Below are 23,815 nucleotides of genomic sequence, written 5' to 3'. Positions count from 1 at the left end.
CTCCCTCTCGTTCAGATCCGCCCGTGGCGGAAAGGGGGGAGGGAATCGAAAGTCTGCTTCCTCTCCCCTTGCGGGAGAGGATTGAGGTGAGGGGTATTAGCCTACTCAAGAAAATAAGTGGGTAGGTATCTTAGTTTACCGGAACTTGTAAATGGTTCCTCTCGGAAGAAACTGACTTGTTCGTCCGTACGTATTGATCTCATACGCATCCGCAAGACCATTACCATCAAGATCGCTCGTCAGCCACGAAGGAACTTCTGTCGTGATCAACACCCCATCCACCGCCGCAGTCCCACTCCTATTTTTGGCCAGAAAAGACGAATAACGGTTGATGTTGGCCGGAGCACTTAACCCCTGGGCCACTAAATTGCTCGCAACAAATACCGCGAACGTTGGCGGACTGACACTCAAATCCTGACAAATCGTGACCCGGGTGACCCCATTGGTTTGCAGTGGAGTCGCGGGAGTATTATCCAACTTATTCGAGCAGACAACCCATCCCCCGCCGGCGATCGCGACCACGAGATACCCATTCGTGTTGGCATATGCCAGGAAACTCGACGTGTTTGTCTCCAGCGCTGCCGGCTGCAGCCCGAGCGCCGGCCGGATGAAAAAGTCGGTCCAGACCTTTGTGGCAGTAGTGGTTATACTATTGTAAAGCGTCGTGCTATCCGGCAAGACAACCGCCTGACTATTCCCGACGCCTTGATTCGTCTGGATGGTTACCGTGTCATCCGAGGCGCTCCAACCCCGGAACTTGAGGCTCGTCACAACGGTGTTCCCGGCATAGAGATCGAAATTATCACTGAACGGCAGAGGCATGCTCGCCAACGATACCGACCCCCAGGTGTTGGAGATGGCAAATGTGCCGTTCATTGACACGCCCGCAGCGCTGGCGACCAACTGTGCGTTGACAAAAGTTACCAGGCCGGCAGAACCGACATCAAGGCTGGTCACCACAAAGGCTCCATTTCCGGAAATTGACAGGCTCCCGACCACATGCGCGGTGGTGGATGTCAGCGAGGCCCCACTCGCCATCACCACCTGGCCGGTCAACGCAAACGTTCCCGTGCAGTTGACAGACTGGGCAAACGTTACCGACGCATTCGTCGCGACCGTGAGGGCACTCACCGTAAAGCCCTGCCCCTCAAAGGCGACATTACTGGTGACCGTCACCACCTCATCATACGTCCCCGCATAGACATAAATGGAATCGCGCGGACGCCACACGCTCAACGCAGCAGTAATTGTGGGGTAATTCGGCGTCCCGGCACCGTTTACGTACAATGTCCGCCGCGCATACCCGTACTGCTGCAACTCATCGGCATCCGGCTTCCCCTCGACATCGTTGTTACGATTGGAAGCCAACCCTGTCACATTGCTCCTAACCCCCACATTGTCCAACCAGCAACTGCTGGTGGTATTTCGTATCACCAGCCGGTTGTAGGCTTCCGGCGTGCCTACAAATCGCAAATCCTGAATAATCAACTGGTCATTCAAAAACACCGCCTGATTCGAAGTGCTGTAATCCTGGAAAACGGAAATCCGGACGTAGGCGTTATTGGTGGCGGGCTCCACCGTATTCCCCCAGATATCGTTTGTGCAAACGTGCCACCCGGCCGCAGTGGCCACAACGACGATGCCGTTGCTGTTGAAATAACACAGGAAGCTGGAACTATTGGTTGCCGGATCAGCGACTTCCAACCCGATCTTCGGCTTGATCCGGAAATCCGTCCACACCTTGAGATTGGCGGCCGCACTCAAGGTATTGGTCAAGGCCACTCGCTCACCCATGACGACAGCCTTGGAGTCCAGATACCCCCCGCTATTGGTCACATAGGCATCCGAACCCGACGCCTGCCAGCCATTCGTGATTTCAACAAACGTTTGACCCTCAGTGTAGAGAGTTTGAAAGTCGTCGCTGAAATTCGGGATCGCCCCGACAGTGGTCACCGCCGCCAGCATTGCCACTGAAAATATTAAGTATTTATTCATGATTACCCCCATTTTTTACGGTTGAGTAATCACTGAATCATAATGACCGTCCCCACGGGTGGGGGATTGAGCGTGATCCGGCCGTTACTGCCACTGCCGTAGTCAACCGAATACGTTGGCGGCATGCCAGTAATGCTCAGGAACGGACTCGCGAGCGTGCCGGTGTACCGGGCGATCACGTAACTGCTGCTCCCATCGGCCGTGCCGGACAGCGCCAGCGTTGCACCCGCGACATCAAGGTTGCCGGAGGCGATCAGCACGTCGTTGGTGCCGGCATTCAACTCGATATTGAGTTTGCTGCCGCTGGTGAACGATGTGGGCCCGACCCGCAGGGTGCCGATCGAGTTGCCAGGGCTGACCGTGCCGGCCACGGTCATGGCGCCAGTCACTACGCCATTACCCGTGAGCGTCTGGCCCGCGCCGAGGGCGTACGTACTGGCGAGGTTGAGCACATTGAGGGTCGAATTGGTGTTGTGCAGATCGATCACCGGGGTGTTGGCAATCGTGGCCGTGTTGGACAAAGCCAGCGTCCCTGACGTAATCGTGGTGCTGCCAGTATAGGTGTTTGCCGCACCATAGAGGGTGAGCGTCTGGTTCGTGGAATTGAGGACAAGCGCCAGATACTTACCCGAGCCACTACCCCCATCCGCGAGAACGCCATCATAACTCCCTGCACCCGTGACGGTGAGCGTGGACGTGCCAGTAGCCGAGTTGGTCACCGCCCCCTTAACCACATTGGTACCGCCGAAAAGCCCGGCGACCGACTGATTGAAGCCGCTCAAGTTAAACACCGGCGGATTGGCAGCCAATCCACCATTAATGTAGAGCGTCGTCGTCGTCGGCAGACGGTTATCGCCGCCAAGGAGGAGCCTACACATATTGACGGTAGTAGTACCACTGTAGTTGCAAGTTCCGTTAAGCTTCCAATACATTTTGGTGTTGTCACCGTTGGGGATGCAGCTACCAAAAATGACGTTACCCACAACGTTGGAACTGAAATCGGAGATCGGCCCGTTGATCGTGAATGCATTGTATTGACCCCCGATGGTTGCGTTACCGGCAACGCCGATACCGCGATTGGCATGCAACGTGGTAGTCTGAGCGCTGTTGAGCATGGCATTGTTCATAATAACGAGACTATTGGTGGTAAAAGTCGTCGGTACCTTGCCCAACGGGCTGGCTCCGCCCGACACCTCACTAGCTCCCGATGATAATTGAATGGAACCCTGGCTGATGGTTGTACGCCCGCTGTAACTATTGGTGGCCGCTCCATCATTATAATTCAGCATGCTAATCCCGAATTTTGTAAAACTGACCGGCCCACCGCCGTTATCGGTAAATAGTGGGGTCCAAATGTAGACCGTATAAGTCGGCCCTGTATCGGGGCAGTAAAAAAGCAATTCACCGCCAACTCCAGGAAGCCCGGCGGTAATCGTTGAATAACTAAACCCGTTAACGTTGTTGGTTCGGCCACGAATCGACGAGCTTTGGCCATTATTGTACATGGCCAACAAACCTGAGGTGAGTGTAATGTGATTGTCGTTCAAATTCAAGTTGCCGCAGCTATTGTTCAGCAGGGCGTTAACGGTGACGACTCCACCGGAGGTCGACAAGGTCGTGGTGGCATCAGTTATTGACACGTTGTCACCCGTAATCCAGTTCGACGATGTGCTGCCCAGCGAGTTCCAGTTGGCCACCCGGATGTTACCCAGGGTGTTCGTCCCCACCCACCCGGTGAAATATGACCCACTGTCCCACCCGGCACGGGCATACGGGATGATGGACGTACCGGTCGCGCCGTTGATGGGGGTGCCGGAGGCACCCTGCGCCGAACCGATGTGGACCTTGAAGGTGGAATCGTTCCACAAAGTGTTGTTATTTGGTCCATTAAAGATCAAAAGCGACGCACCCAAGTCGTGAACCAGACTGTTAATTGAGACGGACATCCCTCCGCTATTTTTGTTGACGTCAATCGTGCCCTGCGGGGCAGACGAGTAACCCATTGCATTGGTCAAGGCGCCCAGAGTCTCATTGTAAGAAATGGTCGATGACTCGTTACCGACTTGCAGCCTATATGTGCCACCACCGTCCAGGCGATAGGCTGCATTGGAATTGACACGGCCGGCCACGTCAATGTTAGAGCTATCCGAATTGAGTTCGTAGACATTGAAGGTCGCACCGTCATTGATTACGATGCCCGTGACGTTAGGTAACCGGCCAGCCCCTTTCACATGCAGAAGCCCATTGGCGACCGTGATGGTACCCGTAATGCTGCTCGCGTCGACGGCATTCGTGGAAATAGCATCAATAGAGATCCCAGATTTACCTAGCTTTGTGAAACCGTTGGTGCCCGTGATGTTTACTCTGATATCTAAACCTAAAGAATAGTTAGGCGCGGGCGTGCCGCCGGAGATTGTGAGCAGCGGGGTGCCGCTTGTCGTGGCGAGACTCAGCGTTTGCCCGCTTGCGGAGGCATAGAGGAAACGGTTAGACGCACTTGTATTGATCAGGTTTCCAATTTGGCGGTTCCCGTTAAGATACAGAACATTGCCGTAGCCTAAGGCGCTGAAATCCACAGTGTTGTCCGGAGCAGCGGGTGCCGCGCCACTCAGCCAATTAGCAGGCACGTCCCAAGTTCCTCCACTTGCACTATTGGTCCACGTATAAGTCGCGCCCTGTGCCGTCATAACGGCTGCGCTCAAGATCACGACCAACAGACCGACCGACGTTACCCAACTCCAACGCTTCGCATTATTCATGATAACTACCCCCTCCATGCCTTGCTGTTGCCTGTATTTGTTCACACCTATCAATTTAATCCAACTGATACCATATAAGATACCATAGTTTAAAAACTCTATCAATAATTTTTTTACATTTTTCAACTATGACGATATTTAAATGGCATTTGACAGCAATAACCATTATTCCGTCACATGGTATTTAGAATACCAACGCCAAGTCCATAGAGTAGCTGGGCTGGCGGGACGGAGATGAGGATGAGTTGGATTTTCTTCGGTTGATTTTCTTCAGTTCTCCCAGTTTAAAATAACCCATTTTCTTCCCCTGGTTGGTTGTTCTTTGCGCTGAATAGGGGTGACGTTTTCTGAGGTGGCTAAGAAGATGGCCGGATGAAACGACCGTTGCCCCACAAGTGTCTTCACTGCAAGAAGTTCTTTCTTTCCGACCCGCGGAATGGGCGGCGCCAAAAGTACTGTTCCCAAGCGGCCTGTCAGCATGCAAGCCACCGTGCATCACAAGCGAAGTACCGTGTTTCGCCAAAGGGGAAAAGCAACGAGACGAAAGATGATGTGGCGGAGCGCGTCAGGAAGAGCCGGGCAAGGCGACGGGGGGCTCGGGAGGCGGAAGCGGCCGTGTTACGTGATTGCTGCGCCGCAGAAGTTGTTGAAACAGAAGAGGATAAGGGTAGTCGTGTTGTGTTACGTGATGACTGCCTTGAGCAGAATCCGCTGATTATAGGCCTGATTTCGCAGATTTCGGGGGTGTTACGTGATGACATCGCCACGACCGTAAAAAGGCTCCACAGTCGAGGACAAATGATTCTTGGGAAAGGCCCGGGGATCGTGCGTCAAAACTGAAAAGGAGCGATAAAAAGATGAGAGTTGAAAAAAGGGTATTGTGCGAAGAAGGTGTGAGGCGGGTGCCGGAACAGTTCAGTTGGGTGGATCACCGGCTGGTGAGGGATGGGTATACCCGGCGGTGTCCGGCGGCGGTATGGGGTCTGTACTTGTTCCTGGTGACGGTGGGTGATGCAGAAGGGCTGTCGTATTATTCGGATCGGAGTTTATGCCGGGAGTTGAACCTGTCGGAAGGGGAATTGACGGCAAGCCGGTGGCGGTTGGTGGAGGAGGAACTCCTGGCGTGGGAAGCGCCGCTTTACCAGGTGTTGAGCGTGCCTGAGAGGAGGCGGGCGTGATCGACTATACGACATATCACCGGATCCACGAGTTGAGCGTGCGGGATAAACTGTTGGCGGGGCAGATCGCCACTGAGGTGTCACTGGATGAACGCACGGTCCGGTACTGGCTGGATCAGGAAAGTTTTCGTCCACGCGAAGGGATCAGGCGTGAGAGCAAGTTGGATGGGCACAAGAAGGATATCGCGCGGTGGCTGGAGCAGTATCCGCTCTCCGGGATGCAGGTCATGCGTCGGCTGCGGGAAGCGGGGTACACGGGTGGCTACAGCATCCTCAAGGAATACATCCGGCAGATTCGTCCGGCAAAGGTTCAGCCCCATCTGACGCTTGGGTTTGCACCGGGAGAGTGTGCGCAAGTTGACTGGGGCAATGCGGGCAGTATCGCCATCGGGAATACCCGGCGGCGTCTAAGCTTCTTCGTTATGGTGCTGTGCTACAGCCGACGGCTGTATGTGGAGTTCACGCTCAGCGAGGCGATGGAGCAGTTCCTGGCCTGCCATCAGAATGCCTTCCGGTTTTTCGGGGGTGTCCCCGCGAAAATCATGTTGGATAATCTGAAGACGGCCGTACTGTCACATCCTTATGGACAGCCTCCGACGTATCATCCGCGCTACGAGGATTTCGCCCGGCATTACGGCTTCGAGCCCCGTGCGTGCGGAGTGCGCAAGCCCAATGAGAAAGGCCGGGTTGAGAATGCGGTGGGCTATGTGAAGAAAAGCTTCCTGGCCGGACTGGAGCTCCACAGCTTGAGCGCAGTGCAGTTGGCGGCAGACCGTTGGCGGGACGAAGTGGCCAACCAGCGGATCCATGCGACGACACGGCAGGCCCCGGATGAGCGGTTCAAGGGGGAGACGTTGCCCCCCCTGCCGAAGTCAGGCCTTTATGATGTGGGCGTACCACGCGAGACAATGACCAACAGCCAGTTCAGGATCGTGTTCGATACCAATCGTTATTCAGTGCCCTCGAAATATGCAGGGAGCCGGGTAAATGTGCGGGTCTACCCCGAGCGGTTGGCCATATATCACAACAACGTGTTGATCGCGTCACCCTTACGCTCCTATGAACGTTATCTGGATGTCCTGGATCCCGATCATGAGAGGGAGCTGATCCAGCAACGACGGGGAGCCCGGGAACAGGCGATGTGGCAACGCTATCTCCAGCTCGGAAGCAAGGCCGAGGAGTTCTATCGCCAGATGCAGGAACGGCGCCCTAACGCCAGGATGCATATGCGCAAGATCGTGGGGCTCTCGGAAATCTACGGTGTGGACGCGGTGCGTCTGGCCATGGAGGACGCTTTCGAGTTGCAGGTCTTCAGTAGCGAGTATATCGCCAATATCCTCGAGCAACGCCAACGCTTCAGGCGGCAAGAGCCAGGCGTTCTGCATGTGCCGCGTGCTGGAGATATGCTGGAGTTGGAACTGCCACCCGCCGATCTATCGATCTATGAAGGAGGTATCCAGTGAAACTTCCCGAACTGCTTACCGATCTGCGACTGGCCTGGTGCGGCGAAAACCATGAGGACCTGGCTGCCGAAGCGGCCCGAAAACAATGGACTCACCACCAGTTCCTTCAGCACCTCATGGAGGGTGAATGGAACCGACTCCACGGCAACCGGGTGGCCCGTCACATCAAGCAAGCCCGTTTCCCGGTCTTGAAAGCACTGGATCAGTTCGACTGGAACTGGCCACGGAAAATCAACCGGCCACAGATCCAGGATCTGTTCCGGCTGGGCTTCCTCAAGGACAAAGGGAATGTGGTGTTCATAGGCGGGGTTGGAACCGGTAAAACCCATCTGGCCACCGCCTTGGCCTGCGAGGCCTGCCAACAGGATCACGCAGTGCTCTATACCTCTGCGGTCGACATCGTCAACACCTTGGTCGGAGCACAGGCTACAGACCGGCTCAAAGCCTGCCTGAAACGCTATACACGCCCGGAAATCCTGCTGATTGATGAGCTCGGCTACTTGCCCATCGATAAGCTTGGAGCCGACCTTCTCTTCCAGGTCTTCAGCCTGCGCTATGAGCGGGGATCCACCTTGATCACAACCAATAAAGCCTTCAAGCACTGGACAGATATCTTTAACGGGGATGTCATGATCACGTCTGCCGTTCTTGATCGCGTGCTTCACCACGCCGAGTCAGTCGTTATTGATGGACCATCATATCGCATGCGTGAAAGAAAGGTCGAGTAATCATACCGGTCGCCGGGTTCCGCGGGGAGCCCGGCGACCTCAACAACTTCGGCCCGCCACTCCAGCTACAAGTTCGCGCCGCCGCTCATAAGAAGGAATATTAAGATCCAATGGATGGTTGGAGGCGGTTTTCATCATCAATCAATTCTTGATGACCTCAAGGAGCTGACCGGCCTTGATCTCAACGGTCTTCGTCGTGAAAGGGAAACCCGGAAGATCCATGTTCTTCTTCAACGTCACAGTTAGATCTTTGTCCGTCGGATTGTTCAACTGCACGCTGTACACCCCGTCAAAACACAATATCCCGTCTTTCCGGGCCGGATACTTGCCGTCACCGAGCACAGCGACTGAGATGACCACATCATTGTTGTCCGCGACAACCGGATGCCCCACCTGCACAGCCGTTAATTCTGCACGTTCCGGATCCAGTCGCACGTAGGCGACGTTTTTCCATGTGCCGATTGGTCGCGCCCGCTTACCGATCTTGTCGTAAAAATAGGCCGACCAATGGTCGTTGAGTCCCGATACCCGGCACCCCAATGTCAATTGCAAGTCGACTTTGGGATTAGGTATTGAGAAATCCGCCACCCCTCCTTGAGCTTCAATATCCAGTGTCCCATCGGAGACAGGCAGCAGTTGACCTTTTACCAGTTTCACATCATAGCCGCGCTTCCCGCCGAAAAGATATTGTTGAATCCCCAGATGCCGCTCACCCACGTTATTGTCCCTTGCTTTCCCCACAATGCTCAAACAGCGGAACGTATAGGCCTCGTCCTTCTTGAACTCCTTCCCGTCCAGATCGGCATACACTTGCACGAACGGCCCTTCGGGACGCACACGCCATGGCTCGTTCCCAATGTTAAAGTTCACCAGGGCGCCGGATTTGGACTGGGTGGCATGCACGGCGATAAATCCGCCATGTTCAATTTTAAGCGGAGCGCCAACGCCATCGAGTCCCTTATCCAAAATGGCACGCTCCTCAGGCCAGCGCACCACAAGCGGCACACTCCCGGGGTTGCGCGAGACAACCACCATCATCTGGTTACTCGGAAGCAAGCCGTAAGTCCCGTAGCTCATGCCGAAAAGCGGCAACTGCCTAACCGTGAGATCCGTCTGGAAAACATATTTATTCTCATGCAGAAGCATGGTGATGTCGCCCGGATCCGGAATACCTGCGACCGACGGATTGCCCACGGTAGGCTGGCCATAATGGTTGCGGAATCCAATCCGTGTCTGTAAATAATGGAATAGCTCGGCAGGGACCAGCGGCCCATAGGTGCCATACGCAAGATAGACCGGCATATTCGAGGGGTACGTGTCTATGCAGCTGTCGGAAAGAATGCCCGCATCCGTGCTGATCATCTCCTGCAAAGGACGGTTGACAAGTCTGCGAACCTCAAAATCCCCTTTACTGGTTTTGACTGTCCCGTTTCCCCCGCTTCCAAGCGCTACGCTTGCTCCTCCGCCATCCGTAAATTTAGTTCCCAGCGCAACTCCCACTTCCTTATCAGTATCCCCAGTGTAAACGAAATAGTGAGGACCATGCCACAAACTGCCGTTATTACGATCACCGCACCAGTAGTGCATATTGATATGCGACCGGTCAAACTGTTCGCCGCTGACGGCCTTACGCCCATTGGCATCCGTGATTTCCAGGATCAGGTTCTTCTGCCTGTCATGCGCCAACTCAAAGACATGTGTGAATCGTTTCGCTCCGTTCGGACGGATCACGCCCCAAAGCTTCAGCCCGTCCCATATCCTGATTTCCGTCAGACCGGCATCGCTTTCCACATCCAGCTTGACCCGGAACCGGTAATTCGGCGTCACCCACTCGTCCGCATAAGTCACGTAGTCCCGGTTCAAACAACTCCATTCACGGATCACTGGACCGCTGCTTACATACGCCGTAGGCGGACGCAGGTATTCATAACGCAGCGCCGGCATAATGCCTTCGCGGTCACTGGCCAAAACACAAGTCAGCATATGTCCGTCCGCAACGGCGGTTTTTATACCGGCGGGATCCGTCACAATATCTACCGACTGCGGCTGAATATTGCAGCCCTGATTATTGATTTCCAGATAGCCTTTGAAATTCTGTGCCAACCCTTCCACTTCCCGTCCATTCTTGTAGTAAGAGAGGCCGACACTGTTGTAAACGCGTAAATCATACATCGGCGCAGAGGCAGGATTCGCAGAGAAATTATAATATCCCCAATTGATACGGCTGAAGATGTGCAACAGCTCATTCTGGTGGGGCAAACTCACATTCCCGTCATCCTTGTCCTTTGTGCGGCAATTCAGCCTGCGGCCATCCGAATCAATAAATTTCGGTGACGGCCAATAATACTCAAATCCGTAGTAGAAGACACTGTGTCCGATGTTGTCGTCCACAGCCACTCCGGGGATGCATGTGAATTGCGCGTCCGAGTTTTTCTTGCACTCTTCGCCAAACGACTTGTATTTATCCGGTGTCAGCTGCGCAAAATCTTCAAGGAAAACCAGATAGTCCAACCCCGTCTTCAAGCCGGCCTGACGGTATTCTGCGACCGTACCCTGCCCGCCCGAGGTGGCTGTGCGTGCGCCGATCAGGCCGCGGAAAGAACGCATGCCTTTCGAGTTTTCAACTTCCGAATCAAATTTCTGATTTTTCCAATCCGCCACCGGCGTCGGGCCCGGGTCGGGATTCTTGATCCGCGCCATGTTCTGCCTGTAGCCGCCTAGCGTTCCGCTCGCAAGACTCGGCTCTGCCAACCAGTCAAGGGCATTGACAATCAACTGGTGCAGTGAACTTTCCCGTCCTTTTAAGGGTCCCTGCATGACGTAGCTTAATTTGCACGGGTCGGAGCCGTTCCATATCTCGTCACGACCAAATTGCCCGCCGTTCACCAGCATGGTTGCGCCACCGAAATGCCATTTCGGATCTGTCACGCCAAACACCATCCGTCCTTTTTTAAAATCCCGAGCCGCCAGCAGAGGAGGCGCGGCGACTTCAGTCACGGATTGCAGAACCGGCAGTTTCAGTTCCAGGTAGCGATACTTTCCGGTCCGGGTGTGGGAGGTCGGAGATCCGCTGATCAGCGTCTGCCATTGCGGCGACAGGGATAACGCATAGGAGTAATTGTCACGATAGGTGTTGTCCTGTTTAGCCGTGAAAGCCGTGGACAGCGGATACCACAACCCCTTACAACCGGCGGTAACCGGGTGCGGCATCACGTTGTCCGTATAGAAATAATTACATATGTGATCGTTCAATCCAAAATTCACAACCCGGTTTTCCGGGTTGTCTTCCTCGATCACCTGCTGTTGGAGGAAACCTGCGCCATAACGTTTCACAAACGTGTTTTCATACGCGGCATAACAGAGTTTACTGTCCCATACAGAAGGGCTGTACAACAATAATACGCCCCCGCCCTCCGCCATAAAATTGTCCAGCATGTCGCAGAAATCATCCGCTGTTTTCTGATCCTTCAGCGCCCCGCTGTGGAACGCCGGCGGATCGGTCACCACCAACACGTTGTACTGTTTCAAGCGATCCGGGGACAGGACTCCTCCATTACCTCTGAAATCCAGCCAGTCAACGTTAAACCCCTCTTTGTCATGCAATAATCTCAGGTAATTGATGTCCAGCCCGAAATACGCAAAGTCCGGACACATTACCAGCACGGATGTTTTTTTGACCGCCTCCTCTGCGGCTTTCACGCTGATACCGGATAGGAGCGATAGCAGCATCATGCCAATGTTCAATGCCGTGGTAAGCCGCTTTTGGCCTTTTTTTATGAGAATTAGTTTTCCTGGTTTCATGTCACTTTTTTTCATAATTAACGCTAATTCATTTTTATTATTCTTTTCATTATCTTCTATTGCCGTGTTTGCCCATTTTCAAAATAGTTCACCAGCACCTTCGCAACTGGAAGAAGCCAAATTGCAGGGGGCCCTGCGGACGCTCAGTTGGCGGCACAATAATCAGTTCAACAGAATCATCATTGGCGACATCCTGGCCCAAACAGGCCTTGGTCAGGAGTTTTCCGCCGGGCGGCAATTCGCTTCTGCCGGCAAAATACAGATTGTTGTCGTCATAACCCATCCACAGTTCAAACTGGCGCGGATCCTGGACTTCCAACCAGCCGCAGCCGGACAACTTAACCGCTTCGGCCCATTCATTCCCGCCCAGAGTCCCGTCTATCACAGGGGGATTTTTCATGGGCGGCGCCGAAAGAATCGTGTTATTGAGCTTTTCAGCCCATGACAGCGTCTGAAATGCGAACAATAACCCTAGCAGTATAAAAAGTTTTTTCATAGATGCCCCAGGGACTCGCAGTTAAGGATTTTTTCCCTCAGATCGTTAGCGGTGTAATAATAGTGGTTGCTGGCCTCAAACCCGATCCGTGAATCCCGCAGCATGACGGCATGCAGCCGTTGTGCCAGCTCGATTTCTTCGCTAAGAACAGCTTTGATTTCCTTCGTATTGCCGGTATTCCGCAACCGGACAAACCGGATTTGGAGATAGGTGCTCCGGAAATGGCAGAAGGTGGCTTCTGCGACGTTAGCCAGATCTTCGAATGCGGCGAGTTTGCTTGCTGAAAAGTGCGTTAAACACCCCGATTCCGCCGGTCCGCGAGGCCGCGGCCCCTCCCCAACTTCAGCAAGGTGCTTTAATCCTTCCGCCCAGCCGGTGCTTAATTTCCGGAACTGTTCTTCAAAGACATCCTCGGGATAATGGTTGCCGCGCCAGGAATCGAGATCATCGTAAGGAAACCCGATCATCGTCGCCTTATATCCGGTCGGCTCCGCAGCCAGCAGACTCATCGGCCCGAAATTCTGCGGTGCGGTATAGAGCTGATTCGTCCCATTTATGGGTAACTCTTCAAATGCCTTATCAAAACAAGCCCAGGCTTTCAGAATCAATGGCGCCGCTGTCTCGCCGTATTTTTCAACTGCCAGTTTTTCTTTCGGCATTTTTAGAAGCTCAAAATTGCCGCCAGGATAGCCGCCCAGCGTCCAATTCAGCATCAGGTCTTTTACCCCTGCGGCTTCCAGATTCCGTAGATGTTTTTCCACGAGGCCGGGCACGGGTATGTAGGGCACGGCCGAACACTCCCAGGTGTTGTTCAGCTGTACTTTAGCAATGACGCTGAGACCGCACTCCTGCGCTTTTTTCCATAGTCGGGAAGAAATCGGGCCAGGCCCGACTTTGGAAATGGAATAATCCACCACCAGCCCTTTGATGCCCCCGGCCTCAGTGGGCACATGGGTTTCACTGACGCACATGAGTTTGACGTCCTTGGGCAAGAGCGCCACGGCGGTTTCGTCCCACTCCGGGGACCAGGCCCAGGTCCAGGCAATCACATCCGCCTCCGGCTTGATGCGATGCGCTCCTTCAGCAATCGCCTGATTGATCTCGGCAACGACTTTGGCCGGACCGCGCGCTGAACAGGCTGGACAGGGCGCCGTAATATCGGCAGGCCGTGAGCAACAGTTCGTAAGGTTCTCGGACATGGTGATGGTTAAGATTCCACCAAGTTCCGGCACACTTCGGAATAATTCTGCCACTCCATTGCGCAATGCATCCAATACCGGCTTACAACTGGTACAGACCGTGAAAGATAATCCATCGCGGGATGGCATTCCTTTCCAGTCAGGGTGTGATTCGAAGAAATCCGCAGGCATAGCCCGTGGCTCATTTATATAGAGATACACGTTAATGCCAAATTTTTGCGCCCGCACGCACAGTTTTCTTAGATTTGCGAGCCGTACCTGCCAAGCGGTTGTATATTTTGATTCCCCACACCATGGCACCATGGTGTAAAGCGTTCCTTGCAACCAGACGGCATTGATTCCAGCGGCAGCGTAATCCGCCAGCAAGTCGTCCGGATAGGGATCAAGTTTTTCATTGAGCAACGGATCTCCGTAAACCGCTGAATATGAATACGTCAGACGCAGGCCATCGCCGCAATCCTGAGATATTGAAGGGTTAGACGAACTATGGCCATACCGCTTCAAAAACCCGAATGGACGGTCTTGGACAATCTGATCAACAGGAAAGTATTTTGAAATGATTGCCTTCAATACCGCGGTCTGCTGAATTTCCTTTTCGGTAAGAGGGGCATATCGAACGGGTGCGGTGTCCGGCTTCATAAGCCCCAATTTATGCCAGAAAAAATCGTCTTCCTTGAGGACATATGCCATTTCATCCGGCGTCCAGTCCAACAGTGCGAGGATTTGCTCGTAAGGCAGAAGATGCCAGTTGCGCCGGATGATGGTGAGATAGCCGCGTTCATGCCAAAGCGGGCACAGGCTGTCGTCTTTCCTTAAGCCCATGTCGGCGGCAAGCATTTTGATCTGACCCGATGTCGCGTCAAGGACCTCTGCCAGTTTTTCAACGGGCACAAGCCCCCAGTTCCGCCAGATAACGGCCTGGAGTCGCGTTGGAAAATGCGAAAACTCCAGCGCCTTTTTGGCCTCACCATGCGGTAGATCATTCACATTCATTATTGTATATATTCCGTTGTGACTTCGACCGACATCACCATGCCGGGGGGCAGTTGCTTGGGACAGCCGCCAACAGCTTCGATTTCCATAAAGCAGGAGGGATCGCTGTAGACGCTGAATCGTGTGCCTTTAATTGAATGAACTGCGCATAATCACCGTTGCAGGTTCGAATCAGGCATTCATACCCGCGTTCCGCCAAATGTTGTTCAATGGTTATCAGCATCCGCGAATGAAAGACCGCCATGCTACGGCCCATCGTTCCGGCCACCAATTGAATTTTAAGCTTGGCCTCATGCCCAGCGACAGCAGGCCGCCCCATCCGCGGTGAACGGATATAGCCCAGACGCTCAGCCGTTTCGACAATACGTTTACGCGTATCCTCTTTTACCAGTGAATTGTTACGGAGCGCCCGACTGACCGTCATGGCACTCACATTGCATTCCTGCGCTATGGCGGAAATCGATTTGAGATTGTTAGGGCTTGCTTTTATTAATGTAAAATTAACATAACTGATGTTAATGTCAACATTTTAAATACGATTTGTTTCACTTTTTTTGATAGGACAATGAATCAATCGCATGCAACCGGGCTAGTTGCTCATGACTCTGCGCCGCTTTATAAAGATAATGGCCATTTGGGCAATGATGGACGCCGCAAGACCAATTGCACAGACCAAATACATGTCCGCAGACGAACCACTGTGTCGCATCCAGCCATCACACAACACGATCCCCGCGATGGAACCGAACCCCACAAGGGCTTCATTGACTCCGATGTTGAATGAACGCCGTCCCGAATTACTCGCATAATAGACGGCACAATAATACACAAAGCCAGCATATAGCCCCAGGACACAGAGCATGGAAAAGCAAACCCAGTAGGTTGGCCATAACCACATGGCCCACAATGCGGCAACTCCGCCACATTGAATGATAATGAACGGTGTCCGCCTGTACAGATAGTCGCGAAACCTGAACATAACCAGACCGAAAACCGCCGAAACAGCCATATGCATGAATAGTGGCAGACTGGCCCACAGTGAACTGATCCCTTTCGAGGCAAACAGCGGCGGTAGAAACGTAAACAGCGGGCGCTGCACAAACGTGACCGTGAAGATCATCAGCCATCCGATCGCAATATAGGAGTTTAATACCGGATATTCAGGACGAGAGCCATGTTCAACGGCCTCGTCGCCGAGTTGCCCCGCCACCGGATGCTTGACCGGTCGCGACAGCATGAAGGCGATAAACGATGTGGCTAAAACAACTGCCAGAATCAAGGCGGGCACCCCCCACTGATAAAGCCAGCCTGCCGTCACATTCCCTAGAGCAGCGCCCAGACACCATGACAACGAATACAAAGCCACGGAGGTCTTGAGACTGCCAACGGAAGCTTCTCCCCGCATAAAAGCTTGAAATGAATTGAAAAACCAAGCGACAGAAACCCCGAACACCAACAACCCGGCAGCCAGCAGCCAAAACGCACTCGAACACAGGACGCCAACACTAGCGATCCCACACACCACAGTACTCGCAAACAGGACCCTCCGGGCATTGTGCTGCGTGATAAAATGACCGGACAAAAAACTGCTCGTCATGTAGGCCGCTTGGAAAAGAATGCCAAGTCAGCCGCACTCCTGCATACCAACCCCGCGCACCCCCGCCGCATAGAACACTGCGAAAGATACAAAGAATACCATCCAATCCATCAACGCCGGACTAAGATATAAAAGTGCCTGCATCAGTTTCCTCACTTATTTCCAATTGAAGGCGGCATCATAACTGTATCACTTTGTTTGTCCACCCCAAGTTCCGGCCACCTAAAATCCCGGCGCATCTGCGATTTGGTGTACCTTCAGGCCAGACGCGTTTGAAATCGCGAAAAAATCAAGAGGTTTACCACCCGCCGAGTACGGCTTGAGACACAGAGGCATGGAGATAATTCCACAGAGAAGATAACCCAAAATGTGGCGTTTATTTTTTCCACATGTACTCATATGGAAAAATTAACGCCACATTTGTATTCTCTGTGGAATTACCTCAGTGACTCGGCGTCTCGAGCTTGGTACTCCAAGCGGGTGGTTTTTTCTTTCGATTTTGATACGTCTGCCGAGAGGGGGGCTCAAATGCTGCACCTAATCGCAGTTATGCGCCCCTAAGAGAAGCATTCGCACGTGCGGCCTACTTCGCACCGCTGGATTGCCGGATAACGAGTGTCGGCTTGACCAGAATCCGTTCACGATCGGTGCTGCGCGAGATAATCTTCTCTGCAGCAATACGGGCCAGTTCATCCTCCCGGATCGACACGCTGGTCAGGGGCACTTCGAAGTGTTCGCAGTGCGAAGTATTGTAGTAGCCGACCAGCGCAATATCTTCAGGCACCTTCAGACCGAATTCTTTGATGATCCCGAGGGCGTTAACAATCCGGAAATCACCATGCGCAAAAATCGCGGTGGGCCGGGTGGCGGGATCAGCCAACGCGGCTCTCAGCTTTTCCTGACTATCCTTTTTATCGGCGGCTTCAAAGATGCACCTTTCATTCTGCTGTAGATTAGCTTCCTGTAAGGCCAGCCTGTAGCCCTCGGCCACCTGGGATGCCGGGGTATGCCGATAAATCATTGGGGGCGGCAGGGGATCCAACTTAACATTCAAGTGCAGAATGCGCTCGTGCCCCAGCTCAATGAGATGCCGGGTTGCAATATACCCGCCATAGACGTTGTCAGAAAGGACATAATCGGCATGGATCTGAAGGTCGGACTCCATGCGGTGCAAAAAGACAATACGCAGGTCGCCTTTGTCCATCTTTTGCAGCAACTCATAAGGAAATTCTTTAAATTCACGGTCTATGACAAGCGCCGCAGGATTCAACCGCCCCAAACTTCGCAGGATATCACTTTCATTCCCCTCCCGAATCACCACCGGGAACAAATGGGCTTTGTTCAGCCGTGACACCATACACTCGTACATCCGGCCATATAGATCCCCGCCCGCCTTCATGAAAAAAAGAACCAATCTTTCCCCCGACTCCTCGCCACTACCCAGCTGCTCAACCAACTCCGCTCCCTTGGGGGTCACGAACGTGCCCCTACCCCTGGAGCTTTCCAGAATGCCAGCCTTAACCAATGTCACAACGGCTTTATGCACGGTTTTGAAGTTAACGTGGAGTTCCTCGGCAAGCGCGAAAACTGATGGCAGTCGGTCGACATAAAGTCCCTTGCGTATACCACGCTTGATCGCCTCTTCGATCACCTCCGACTTGGTCGAATACCCGTTCGCCGTTCCCGTTTTCTTGCGCTTTCCAGAGTTCATGTCCATTCCTCTCTCATCCAAAGTGAAACTTTTCTCAACCAATATATACCCTATTGTTATTCCTCTCAACGGAATAATGAATGGGTTACAGGGGCTAAATCAAGTAAGGGATAGTGAGGAATAAGTTGTCTCTACCGACACACTCATCAAACAGCCTGAGATCAGCGTCTCAGGGCACCCCCCGCAGGCCTCGATTTCCATAAACAGGCCAGGGTCACTGTAGACGCTGAACTTGACCCCTTTTTCAGACGGCATCCGGTCGGGAGACACGTCACTGATATCAATGTATTTATGACCATCAGAAAGCGGACCGACGGTTCTCCGAACTCTGAGTTTCTTCGTGGGATTGGTGAATTCCAACCAACTGACATCCTTATTCATGCCAAGTTGATAACGGATGCCCCCATCTGTCTTGGTATGCCAGACCCCGCCTTGTTGATACTGCTTTTCATGGCTTGAAGCATAGAGGTCCCAAAAGGATGAAGCGGAAACATCGTTGAAGGTGACTTCCGTTCCCATGCCCGAGTCGAACTGACATAGGGTCCATGGCGCCAGCGAGAAATGCCCCTTCTCCAATGTGACAGAACCGATATACTGGATGGATTCCGTCACCCGAACTGTCAAAGAGGGGTTTAACATCGATGCACAGGATAGACAGGATGATTCGGGAAAAATAACAGTCACAGCCCGCTCGAACACAGTGGGAATTCCAAGCCCACGATCGTTGATAAGATCCACTTCTGCCCGAATCCTGGCAAAGTTTTCCCCAGCCTCCACCACCTTGTATTTGGCTCCGGTAAGCCCGGGCGGAACCCGCCATTTCCCGCTCGCATATTCATAGCCTAAAGCCGTTCCTTCGGGTGCAGGCCAGAGCCCGTCCCCACCTGGGTTCAGATATTTCTCACCATCTGTTACCCCCAGAATGGCCTCTGGGTTCACCTTATTGACGACTTCCCCATTCAGCACGGCAAAGAGGCGCCCTTCCAGATCCAATCCGGCCACAACCCCATTTTCAAGCGAGCCAATCACATGGCATCGTCTGGATCCTTGACGGAATAATTCAACAAGTTCAAACCCAGTCATCCGTTACCTCCGCTTCATAAAGACAATGGCCATTTGGGCAATGATGGACACTGCCAGGCCGATGCCACACACCAAATACATATCGATTGTTGATCCGCTATGCCGCATCCAGGCGTCGCCCAACACGATCCCGGCGATGGATCCGAACCCCACGAGGGCTTCATTGACTCCAATATTGAAGGAACGACGCCCCGAATTGCTCGAATAATAGACGGCGCAGTAATACACAAACCCCGCATAGATTCCCAGGAGACAGAGCATGGCAAAGCATACCCAGTAAGTTGGCCATAGCCACATGGCGAACAAAGCGGCTACCCCACCTCCTTGGATAATAAAGAAAGGCGTCCGGCGATACAGATAGTCGCGAAACCGGAACATGGCAAATCCGAAAACCGCCGAAACCGCCATATGCATGAAAAGCGGTAAACTTGCCCACAGCGAACTGATCCCTTGTGAGGCGAACAGGGGCGGCAGGAACGTAAACAGGGGACGTTGGACAAATGTGACCGTAAAGATCATCAGCCAGCCGATGGCAATATAGGCGTTTGAAACAGGATATTCCGGGCGCGTCCCATGCTCCACTGGCTCCTCGGCAAGGTGATCAACCGCTGGCTGTTTGAGCGGTCGGGTAAGCATGAATGTAATGACTGCCGTAGCGAACACAACTGCCAAGATCAACGCAGGCACGCCCCATTGATAAAGCCAGCCTGCTGTTACATTCCCTAGAGCAGCGCCCAGACACCATGACAAGGAATACAATGCCACGGAGGTTTTGAGACTCCCCACTGAGGCCTCGCCCCGCATAAATGCCTGGAACGAATTGAAAAACCAGGCGGATGACGCCCCGAACATCAGTAACCCGGCTGCCAGCAGCCAAAACGCGCTCGAACATAGGACGCCAACACTAGCGATCCCGCACACCACCGTGCTCGCAAACAGGACCCTCCTGGCATTGTGCTGAGTGATAAAATGCCCTGACACAAAACTGCTCGTCATGTAGGCCGCTTGGAAAAGAATGCCAAGCCAGCCGCACTCCTGCATCCCCACCCCACGGACTCCTGCCGCATAAAACACGGCAAAGGATACAAAAAACACCATCCAATCCATCAACGCCGGACTAAGATATAAAAGCGCCTGCATCCGTCTCCCTGATATTTTCATTTAAGTGACTCAGGGGCAACCGTCGCATTATGAACAATGCATTGTCCAGAAAATCCACTTTGTAGTCGCTTTCGCCATACCTATTGCGATGGCGCCAACTGTCTAGTCTCCTGGAGAGTTGCTGATGGCAGGGATGAAAAAATCTGGCGATATGCCCATTTCAGTTATGTGGCAGCAATGCGCCGTTCTCGTTCAGGTAGCGCCCGGCCCTTGTCCGTCAAACGGTATTTCTGGAGACAGTTGTTGGGTTTGCTGGAGAATCTGACGTAACGAACATATGGGACGGAGCGATGCAAAAATGGTGAAAGACCTCAAATACTGGATGCCGTGAGCCACGGCCTTGCCCTACCCACTACAGTAGTGCAGTCGTATTTTATTCATCATTTCGCTGATTTTTAGATTTGCTCTTTACTGACTGTTTTCCTGCTGATAATTTAATTGTATTTGTTGGCGACAACTTTAGGGGGTCACGGGCGATTTGAATCGCTCGTGACTCCTTTTTTTTACGAAGGATACAGAAGGGAGCAGAGTCGTGTTTGTAAGTTGCGAGATTCATCGAGCTGAATGGAATATCCCCTACCCCGCCGGGTGTGATGCGGCAAGCATACCAGGGATGTTACGGCCGTTGACGTTCGTGAATCATGAATTTGCGTCGTTTCCCTGGCATCTGTCGGGGCGATTGATTCATCTTCTGAATAAACCTGTGGCGACTTTCGATTACCTGGATCCACGCTCAATCCATAGTTCATACTCATAAAAATCCAGCCTCATGTAGAGGCAGAGGCGGGTATTTCTATTGGTTTACGAAACTCTGGTTTGACTAGATATTCAGGGATTGTGACTTTGCCAAGATTCTTTTCCAGTGTTTCCAGTCCTTCAACTTTGAAGGAATGCGCCTTCCCGATGTCTTTACATGCAACTGTTATGAACGCTGCATCGGCACCATGCTCTGCACTGCAATCGCCGAACTCGGCAATTTCTGTGGAAGAAAACGGCAAGTCCGGCTCCACCCCCGTGACGTGGGCGCGAATCCAAACATTGATAGCTTTCCGGCCTGGCCGCTCGATCATGAAGGCTGGGATATCGTTGGATTTTTCAGGGTTGTTATATTTTGTAACATCCCATCCTGCATGGGCGATTGCCCACCCGATTGCAACCACACCAGGATGCTGGTCTGACAGGTAATCCATTACCTCGAAAGCATTGGCAATGCCAGCCATATCATAATCTGGTGAGGCGGGAGTGAGGCGATCACCCCAGTTTGCGGGGTCATCCACCGGACGCACAGGATATCCTTGCAGCCAAAGCATGCCGCGAATACTGTCGCCCACGGCTGGACGGTAGCCTTTCAGAATATGTTCGGAGGCGTAGAGCGTCACTTCAAAGTTCTCTTCATCATTATGCATTAGAACAACTGACATTTTGCAAAGTTCAGTGCCTTCGACCTGAAAAAATGCCACACTTTCAACAACAGTTTGAAAACTTGCATCCGCCCCATTCTCACCCATCATCATGGTGCGAAGTTGAGCGGTAGAAAACTCAATCTTTTCAATTTTTGTCACATCAGCGGCAGGATCATTTTCTAATGTTCTTTGCCGTTCAAAGTCCAACATGGGCCCTTCGGTTATTGCAAAGGTGGTTTCCTTTACTTTTTCCAGACTGTAGGCCATAGCAGCGATTGAGAACTCGTACTTTTGTCCATTGGCATAGACATGTTGCTGGCAAGGGAATAGAGGATCAAAAAAGGAAATAGTGACGGCGTTGTGGTTGACGGTCTCAACAACTCCCTCAAGATCGTCTTCATCTGGCTTAATATCCATGATTTCCAAGATATGCATCACGCCCTCCCTCATGAAGGGATACATGGTGCGCAATTCATAAGATTTCCGGCTTGGGATTCCTCCGGCAATAGCAACAAAACAGGCTGGTGAGGCCGGGAATGCATAGGCGATGGTATTCAGTTCATCCTGGTGTTCGGCGGTATAAGCGATCTGATCAGGAAGAAGTGCAACCGGCAACCCTTTCTCCAAGATGGCGGGAAGCAGTTCGATGGTTTTTTCAGCGTCTCCGAAAAATGCAGTAAGGTGTTGGCCGCCCATAGAGGTTTCCTTTCAGATCAGACTGGAATCAATCTCCTATCGGAGATGAACCTTAGCATCATTTTATTGCCGCACAAACAGGATCAGGCAATATTCATTTCCATGTTTTTCACCTATATTCATATCATTACCACCAGGACAAATAGCGTCCGTGTGATTTCGACAGATTTTTGACCTCAACCAGCAGATGAATCCCGGGGCGGCGTAGCCGCCTTGGCACCTGCCGCGGGACGCGGTTTCGAGTGAAGCGAGGGAATTCAGTTGGCCGGTGGCATAATGGGCTGAGGCGGGTTGCCAGAACTAGCCGCGATGGAATTGATCAACACGGTGGCCTGATGGTTTGCCGGCCGCCGGACAACACGCGCGTCTCCAAGGGGGTATGGGGATCTCCCCATCATTGTTTTGCAGGCGCTCTTCCGCGCGAGGCCGGCGCGCCGCCGCAAAACCAACGCGCCCGCCCCCACTGGGGGCGAAAAGGCGCAAGGGGGCTAAGGCGTAGCCGCAACAAATGGGTGAGCTTGCGAACTCCTTGAAGGGCTGGGGAGGTGTGAGGAATCGAGCCCTCCCCTGCCCGACCAACGCGCCCGGCCCCTCGGGGGCCGAGGAGCAAGGGGGACAAGCGGCGGAGTGGACCGGGAACCCGAAGGGCGGCGGCGCGCGGCTCCGCGGGGGGAGAGGGGCCCCGCGGTTTCTTCAGCCGCGCCATAGAAGCCGCCGTGCCAGTGCCCCCTGCGGTTTCCCCCCCTTTGGTGGATTCGAGTTTGGAGGGGGGATCAGGAAAGGGGGGTTTCCAAAGGGGGGGAAACTGAGGGGGGAACTGGCATTCCCGGGCCGCCCGCCGCGCTCTTCTGTGAGGATGGCGCAGCATTTTGCGGATGGCATTCCAGCGGCCGACAGCGGTCGGGGCGGAACTTTGAGCCCGGACCGATGGCGGGTGATGGAATGTCAGTCCGCGGTGCGCCATCACCGATCCCGCGAAGCGGGACTTCGAGGGCGGCACCTGCCGACCGAGTTATTTCTTGGCGCTTGAAAGGACCGGACGAAACGACGCTGTTGCTGAAACTGAACCACGGAGGCGGATTCCGCCCCTCGGGGCGGTACGAGACGGGTCCGCCGGTATGCCCCGGCGGATCCGCGAGCGCGAAGCGGCCGCCTTTGGGGTGAAGTTGAAGCATAAGGCGGCGAGGAGCCCGGCCCTTTGAAGCGCCCTGGACAATAGGGTGTCCAGAGAAAGACCGGAGGACGCGGAGCGATGCCCTGGAACGGCACCTGGCCTTTTCTTTTTCTTCGCAGGTGCCGGGACGGGCATCGCGTAGCGGTTAAGCGCCGGTACTCCGGCGCGCGCTTCTGAAGAGCTGGCGGGCCAATGAAGCAAGGTGCGTGACCCGCTTTAGCGGGCGTAGCAGGCGCCGACAGCGGTCGGGGCGGAATTTTGAGCCCGGACCGATGGCGGTGCCTGGCACGCACCTTGCGGCCCGCCAGCACCGATCCCGCGAAGCGCATATGCGTCAACCTAACGGGGTGCCTGCGTAGCAAGAATGCCTACCCAGAA

At 53.5% G+C, this 23,815-nt stretch carries 14 protein-coding genes; 3 read left to right on the top strand and 11 right to left on the bottom strand.

All coding sequences use genetic code 11. The features are described 5' to 3' along the window. Window positions 1-135: 135 nt before the first annotated feature. Both WCS52_13815 and WCS52_13810 read right to left on the bottom strand, forming a co-directional pair. Window positions 136-1,995, bottom strand: a complete 1,860-nt coding sequence (locus tag WCS52_13815) for a hypothetical protein (protein MEI6168256.1) — start codon at window positions 1,993-1,995, stop codon at window positions 136-138. 29 nt (window positions 1,996-2,024) lie between these two features. Then, on the bottom strand, window positions 2,025-4,754 hold the full coding sequence (locus WCS52_13810) for a hypothetical protein (protein MEI6168255.1): 2,730 nt from the start codon (window positions 4,752-4,754) through the stop codon (window positions 2,025-2,027). Between the two features lie 857 nt (window positions 4,755-5,611). On the opposite strand from WCS52_13810, the gene WCS52_13805 reads away from it, so the two are divergent. The 3 genes from WCS52_13805 to istB are packed head-to-tail and all read left to right on the top strand — an operon-like array spanning window position 5,612 to window position 8,123. Then, window positions 5,612-5,932, top strand: coding sequence for a hypothetical protein (locus WCS52_13805; protein ID MEI6168254.1), 321 nt, complete (start codon window positions 5,612-5,614; stop codon window positions 5,930-5,932). Then, window positions 5,929-7,395, top strand: coding sequence for an IS21 family transposase (gene istA / locus WCS52_13800; GenBank protein ID MEI6168253.1), 1,467 nt, complete (start codon window positions 5,929-5,931; stop codon window positions 7,393-7,395). Before WCS52_13805 ends, istA begins: the two co-directional genes overlap by 4 nt. Beyond that, window positions 7,392-8,123, top strand: a complete 732-nt coding sequence (istB, locus tag WCS52_13795) for an IS21-like element helper ATPase IstB (protein ID MEI6168252.1) — start codon at window positions 7,392-7,394, stop codon at window positions 8,121-8,123. The genes istA and istB overlap by 4 nt, the downstream gene beginning before the upstream one ends. A 141-nt stretch (window positions 8,124-8,264) precedes the next feature. On the opposite strand, the gene WCS52_13790 is transcribed toward istB, so the two are convergent. The 9 genes from WCS52_13790 to WCS52_13750 all read right to left on the bottom strand — a co-directional run bounded on the left by WCS52_13790 (window position 8,265) and on the right by WCS52_13750 (window position 22,263). Further along, window positions 8,265-11,855: a hypothetical protein gene (locus WCS52_13790; GenBank protein MEI6168251.1), complete on the bottom strand. Its 3,591-nt coding sequence runs from the start codon at window positions 11,853-11,855 to the stop codon at window positions 8,265-8,267. Between the two features lie 157 nt (window positions 11,856-12,012). Continuing rightward, window positions 12,013-12,420 (bottom strand): hypothetical protein, encoded by a 408-nt coding sequence (locus tag WCS52_13785; protein MEI6168250.1) that lies wholly within the window; start codon window positions 12,418-12,420, stop codon window positions 12,013-12,015. Beyond that, window positions 12,417-14,612, bottom strand: coding sequence for a hypothetical protein (locus WCS52_13780; GenBank protein MEI6168249.1), 2,196 nt, complete (start codon window positions 14,610-14,612; stop codon window positions 12,417-12,419). The genes WCS52_13785 and WCS52_13780 overlap by 4 nt, the downstream gene beginning before the upstream one ends. Before the next feature lie 34 nt (window positions 14,613-14,646). Continuing rightward, on the bottom strand, window positions 14,647-15,063 hold the full coding sequence (locus WCS52_13775; protein MEI6168248.1) for a LacI family DNA-binding transcriptional regulator: 417 nt from the start codon (window positions 15,061-15,063) through the stop codon (window positions 14,647-14,649). A 138-nt stretch (window positions 15,064-15,201) separates the two neighbouring features. Further along, entirely contained in the window at window positions 15,202-16,230 is a 1,029-nt protein-coding gene (locus WCS52_13770) for an MFS transporter (GenBank protein MEI6168247.1), read from the bottom strand. A 562-nt stretch (window positions 16,231-16,792) separates the two neighbouring features. Next, window positions 16,793-17,920, bottom strand: coding sequence for a substrate-binding domain-containing protein (locus WCS52_13765; protein MEI6168246.1), 1,128 nt, complete (start codon window positions 17,918-17,920; stop codon window positions 16,793-16,795). 99 nt (window positions 17,921-18,019) lie between these two features. Further along, on the bottom strand, window positions 18,020-19,003 hold the full coding sequence (locus tag WCS52_13760; GenBank protein ID MEI6168245.1) for a hypothetical protein: 984 nt from the start codon (window positions 19,001-19,003) through the stop codon (window positions 18,020-18,022). Between the two features lie 3 nt (window positions 19,004-19,006). After that, window positions 19,007-20,143: an MFS transporter gene (locus WCS52_13755; protein MEI6168244.1), complete on the bottom strand. Its 1,137-nt coding sequence runs from the start codon at window positions 20,141-20,143 to the stop codon at window positions 19,007-19,009. A 788-nt stretch (window positions 20,144-20,931) separates the two neighbouring features. Continuing rightward, window positions 20,932-22,263: a hypothetical protein gene (locus tag WCS52_13750; GenBank protein MEI6168243.1), complete on the bottom strand. Its 1,332-nt coding sequence runs from the start codon at window positions 22,261-22,263 to the stop codon at window positions 20,932-20,934. Window positions 22,264-23,815: the final 1,552 nt, after the last annotated feature.

It is taken from the genome of bacterium, from assembly GCA_037128595.1.
Classification (GTDB): domain Bacteria; phylum Verrucomicrobiota; class Kiritimatiellia; order CAIKKV01; family CAITUY01; genus JAABPW01.
Note: the sequence above shows the minus strand (reverse complement) of the source record. Positions and strands in the feature narration are given on the sequence as shown.

Bases quoted from the DNA above. Each gene is read 5' to 3' on its own strand.
- WCS52_13760 (MEI6168245.1), bottom strand. From the start codon at position 19,003: ATGACTGGGTTTGAACTTGTTGAATTATTCCGTCAAGGATCCAGACGA.
- WCS52_13810 (MEI6168255.1), bottom strand. From the start codon at position 4,754: ATGAATAATGCGAAGCGTTGGAGTTGGGTAACGTCGGTCGGTCTGTTG.
- WCS52_13805 (MEI6168254.1), top strand. From the start codon at position 5,612: ATGAGAGTTGAAAAAAGGGTATTGTGCGAAGAAGGTGTGAGGCGGGTG.
- WCS52_13785 (MEI6168250.1), bottom strand. From the start codon at position 12,420: ATGAAAAAACTTTTTATACTGCTAGGGTTATTGTTCGCATTTCAGACG.
- WCS52_13790 (MEI6168251.1), bottom strand. From the start codon at position 11,855: ATGATGCTGCTATCGCTCCTATCCGGTATCAGCGTGAAAGCCGCAGAG.
- WCS52_13765 (MEI6168246.1), bottom strand. From the start codon at position 17,920: ATGAACTCTGGAAAGCGCAAGAAAACGGGAACGGCGAACGGGTATTCG.
- WCS52_13815 (MEI6168256.1), bottom strand. From the start codon at position 1,995: ATGAATAAATACTTAATATTTTCAGTGGCAATGCTGGCGGCGGTGACC.
- WCS52_13750 (MEI6168243.1), bottom strand. From the start codon at position 22,263: ATGGGCGGCCAACACCTTACTGCATTTTTCGGAGACGCTGAAAAAACC.
- WCS52_13755 (MEI6168244.1), bottom strand. From the start codon at position 20,143: ATGCAGGCGCTTTTATATCTTAGTCCGGCGTTGATGGATTGGATGGTG.
- WCS52_13780 (MEI6168249.1), bottom strand. From the start codon at position 14,612: ATGAATGTGAATGATCTACCGCATGGTGAGGCCAAAAAGGCGCTGGAG.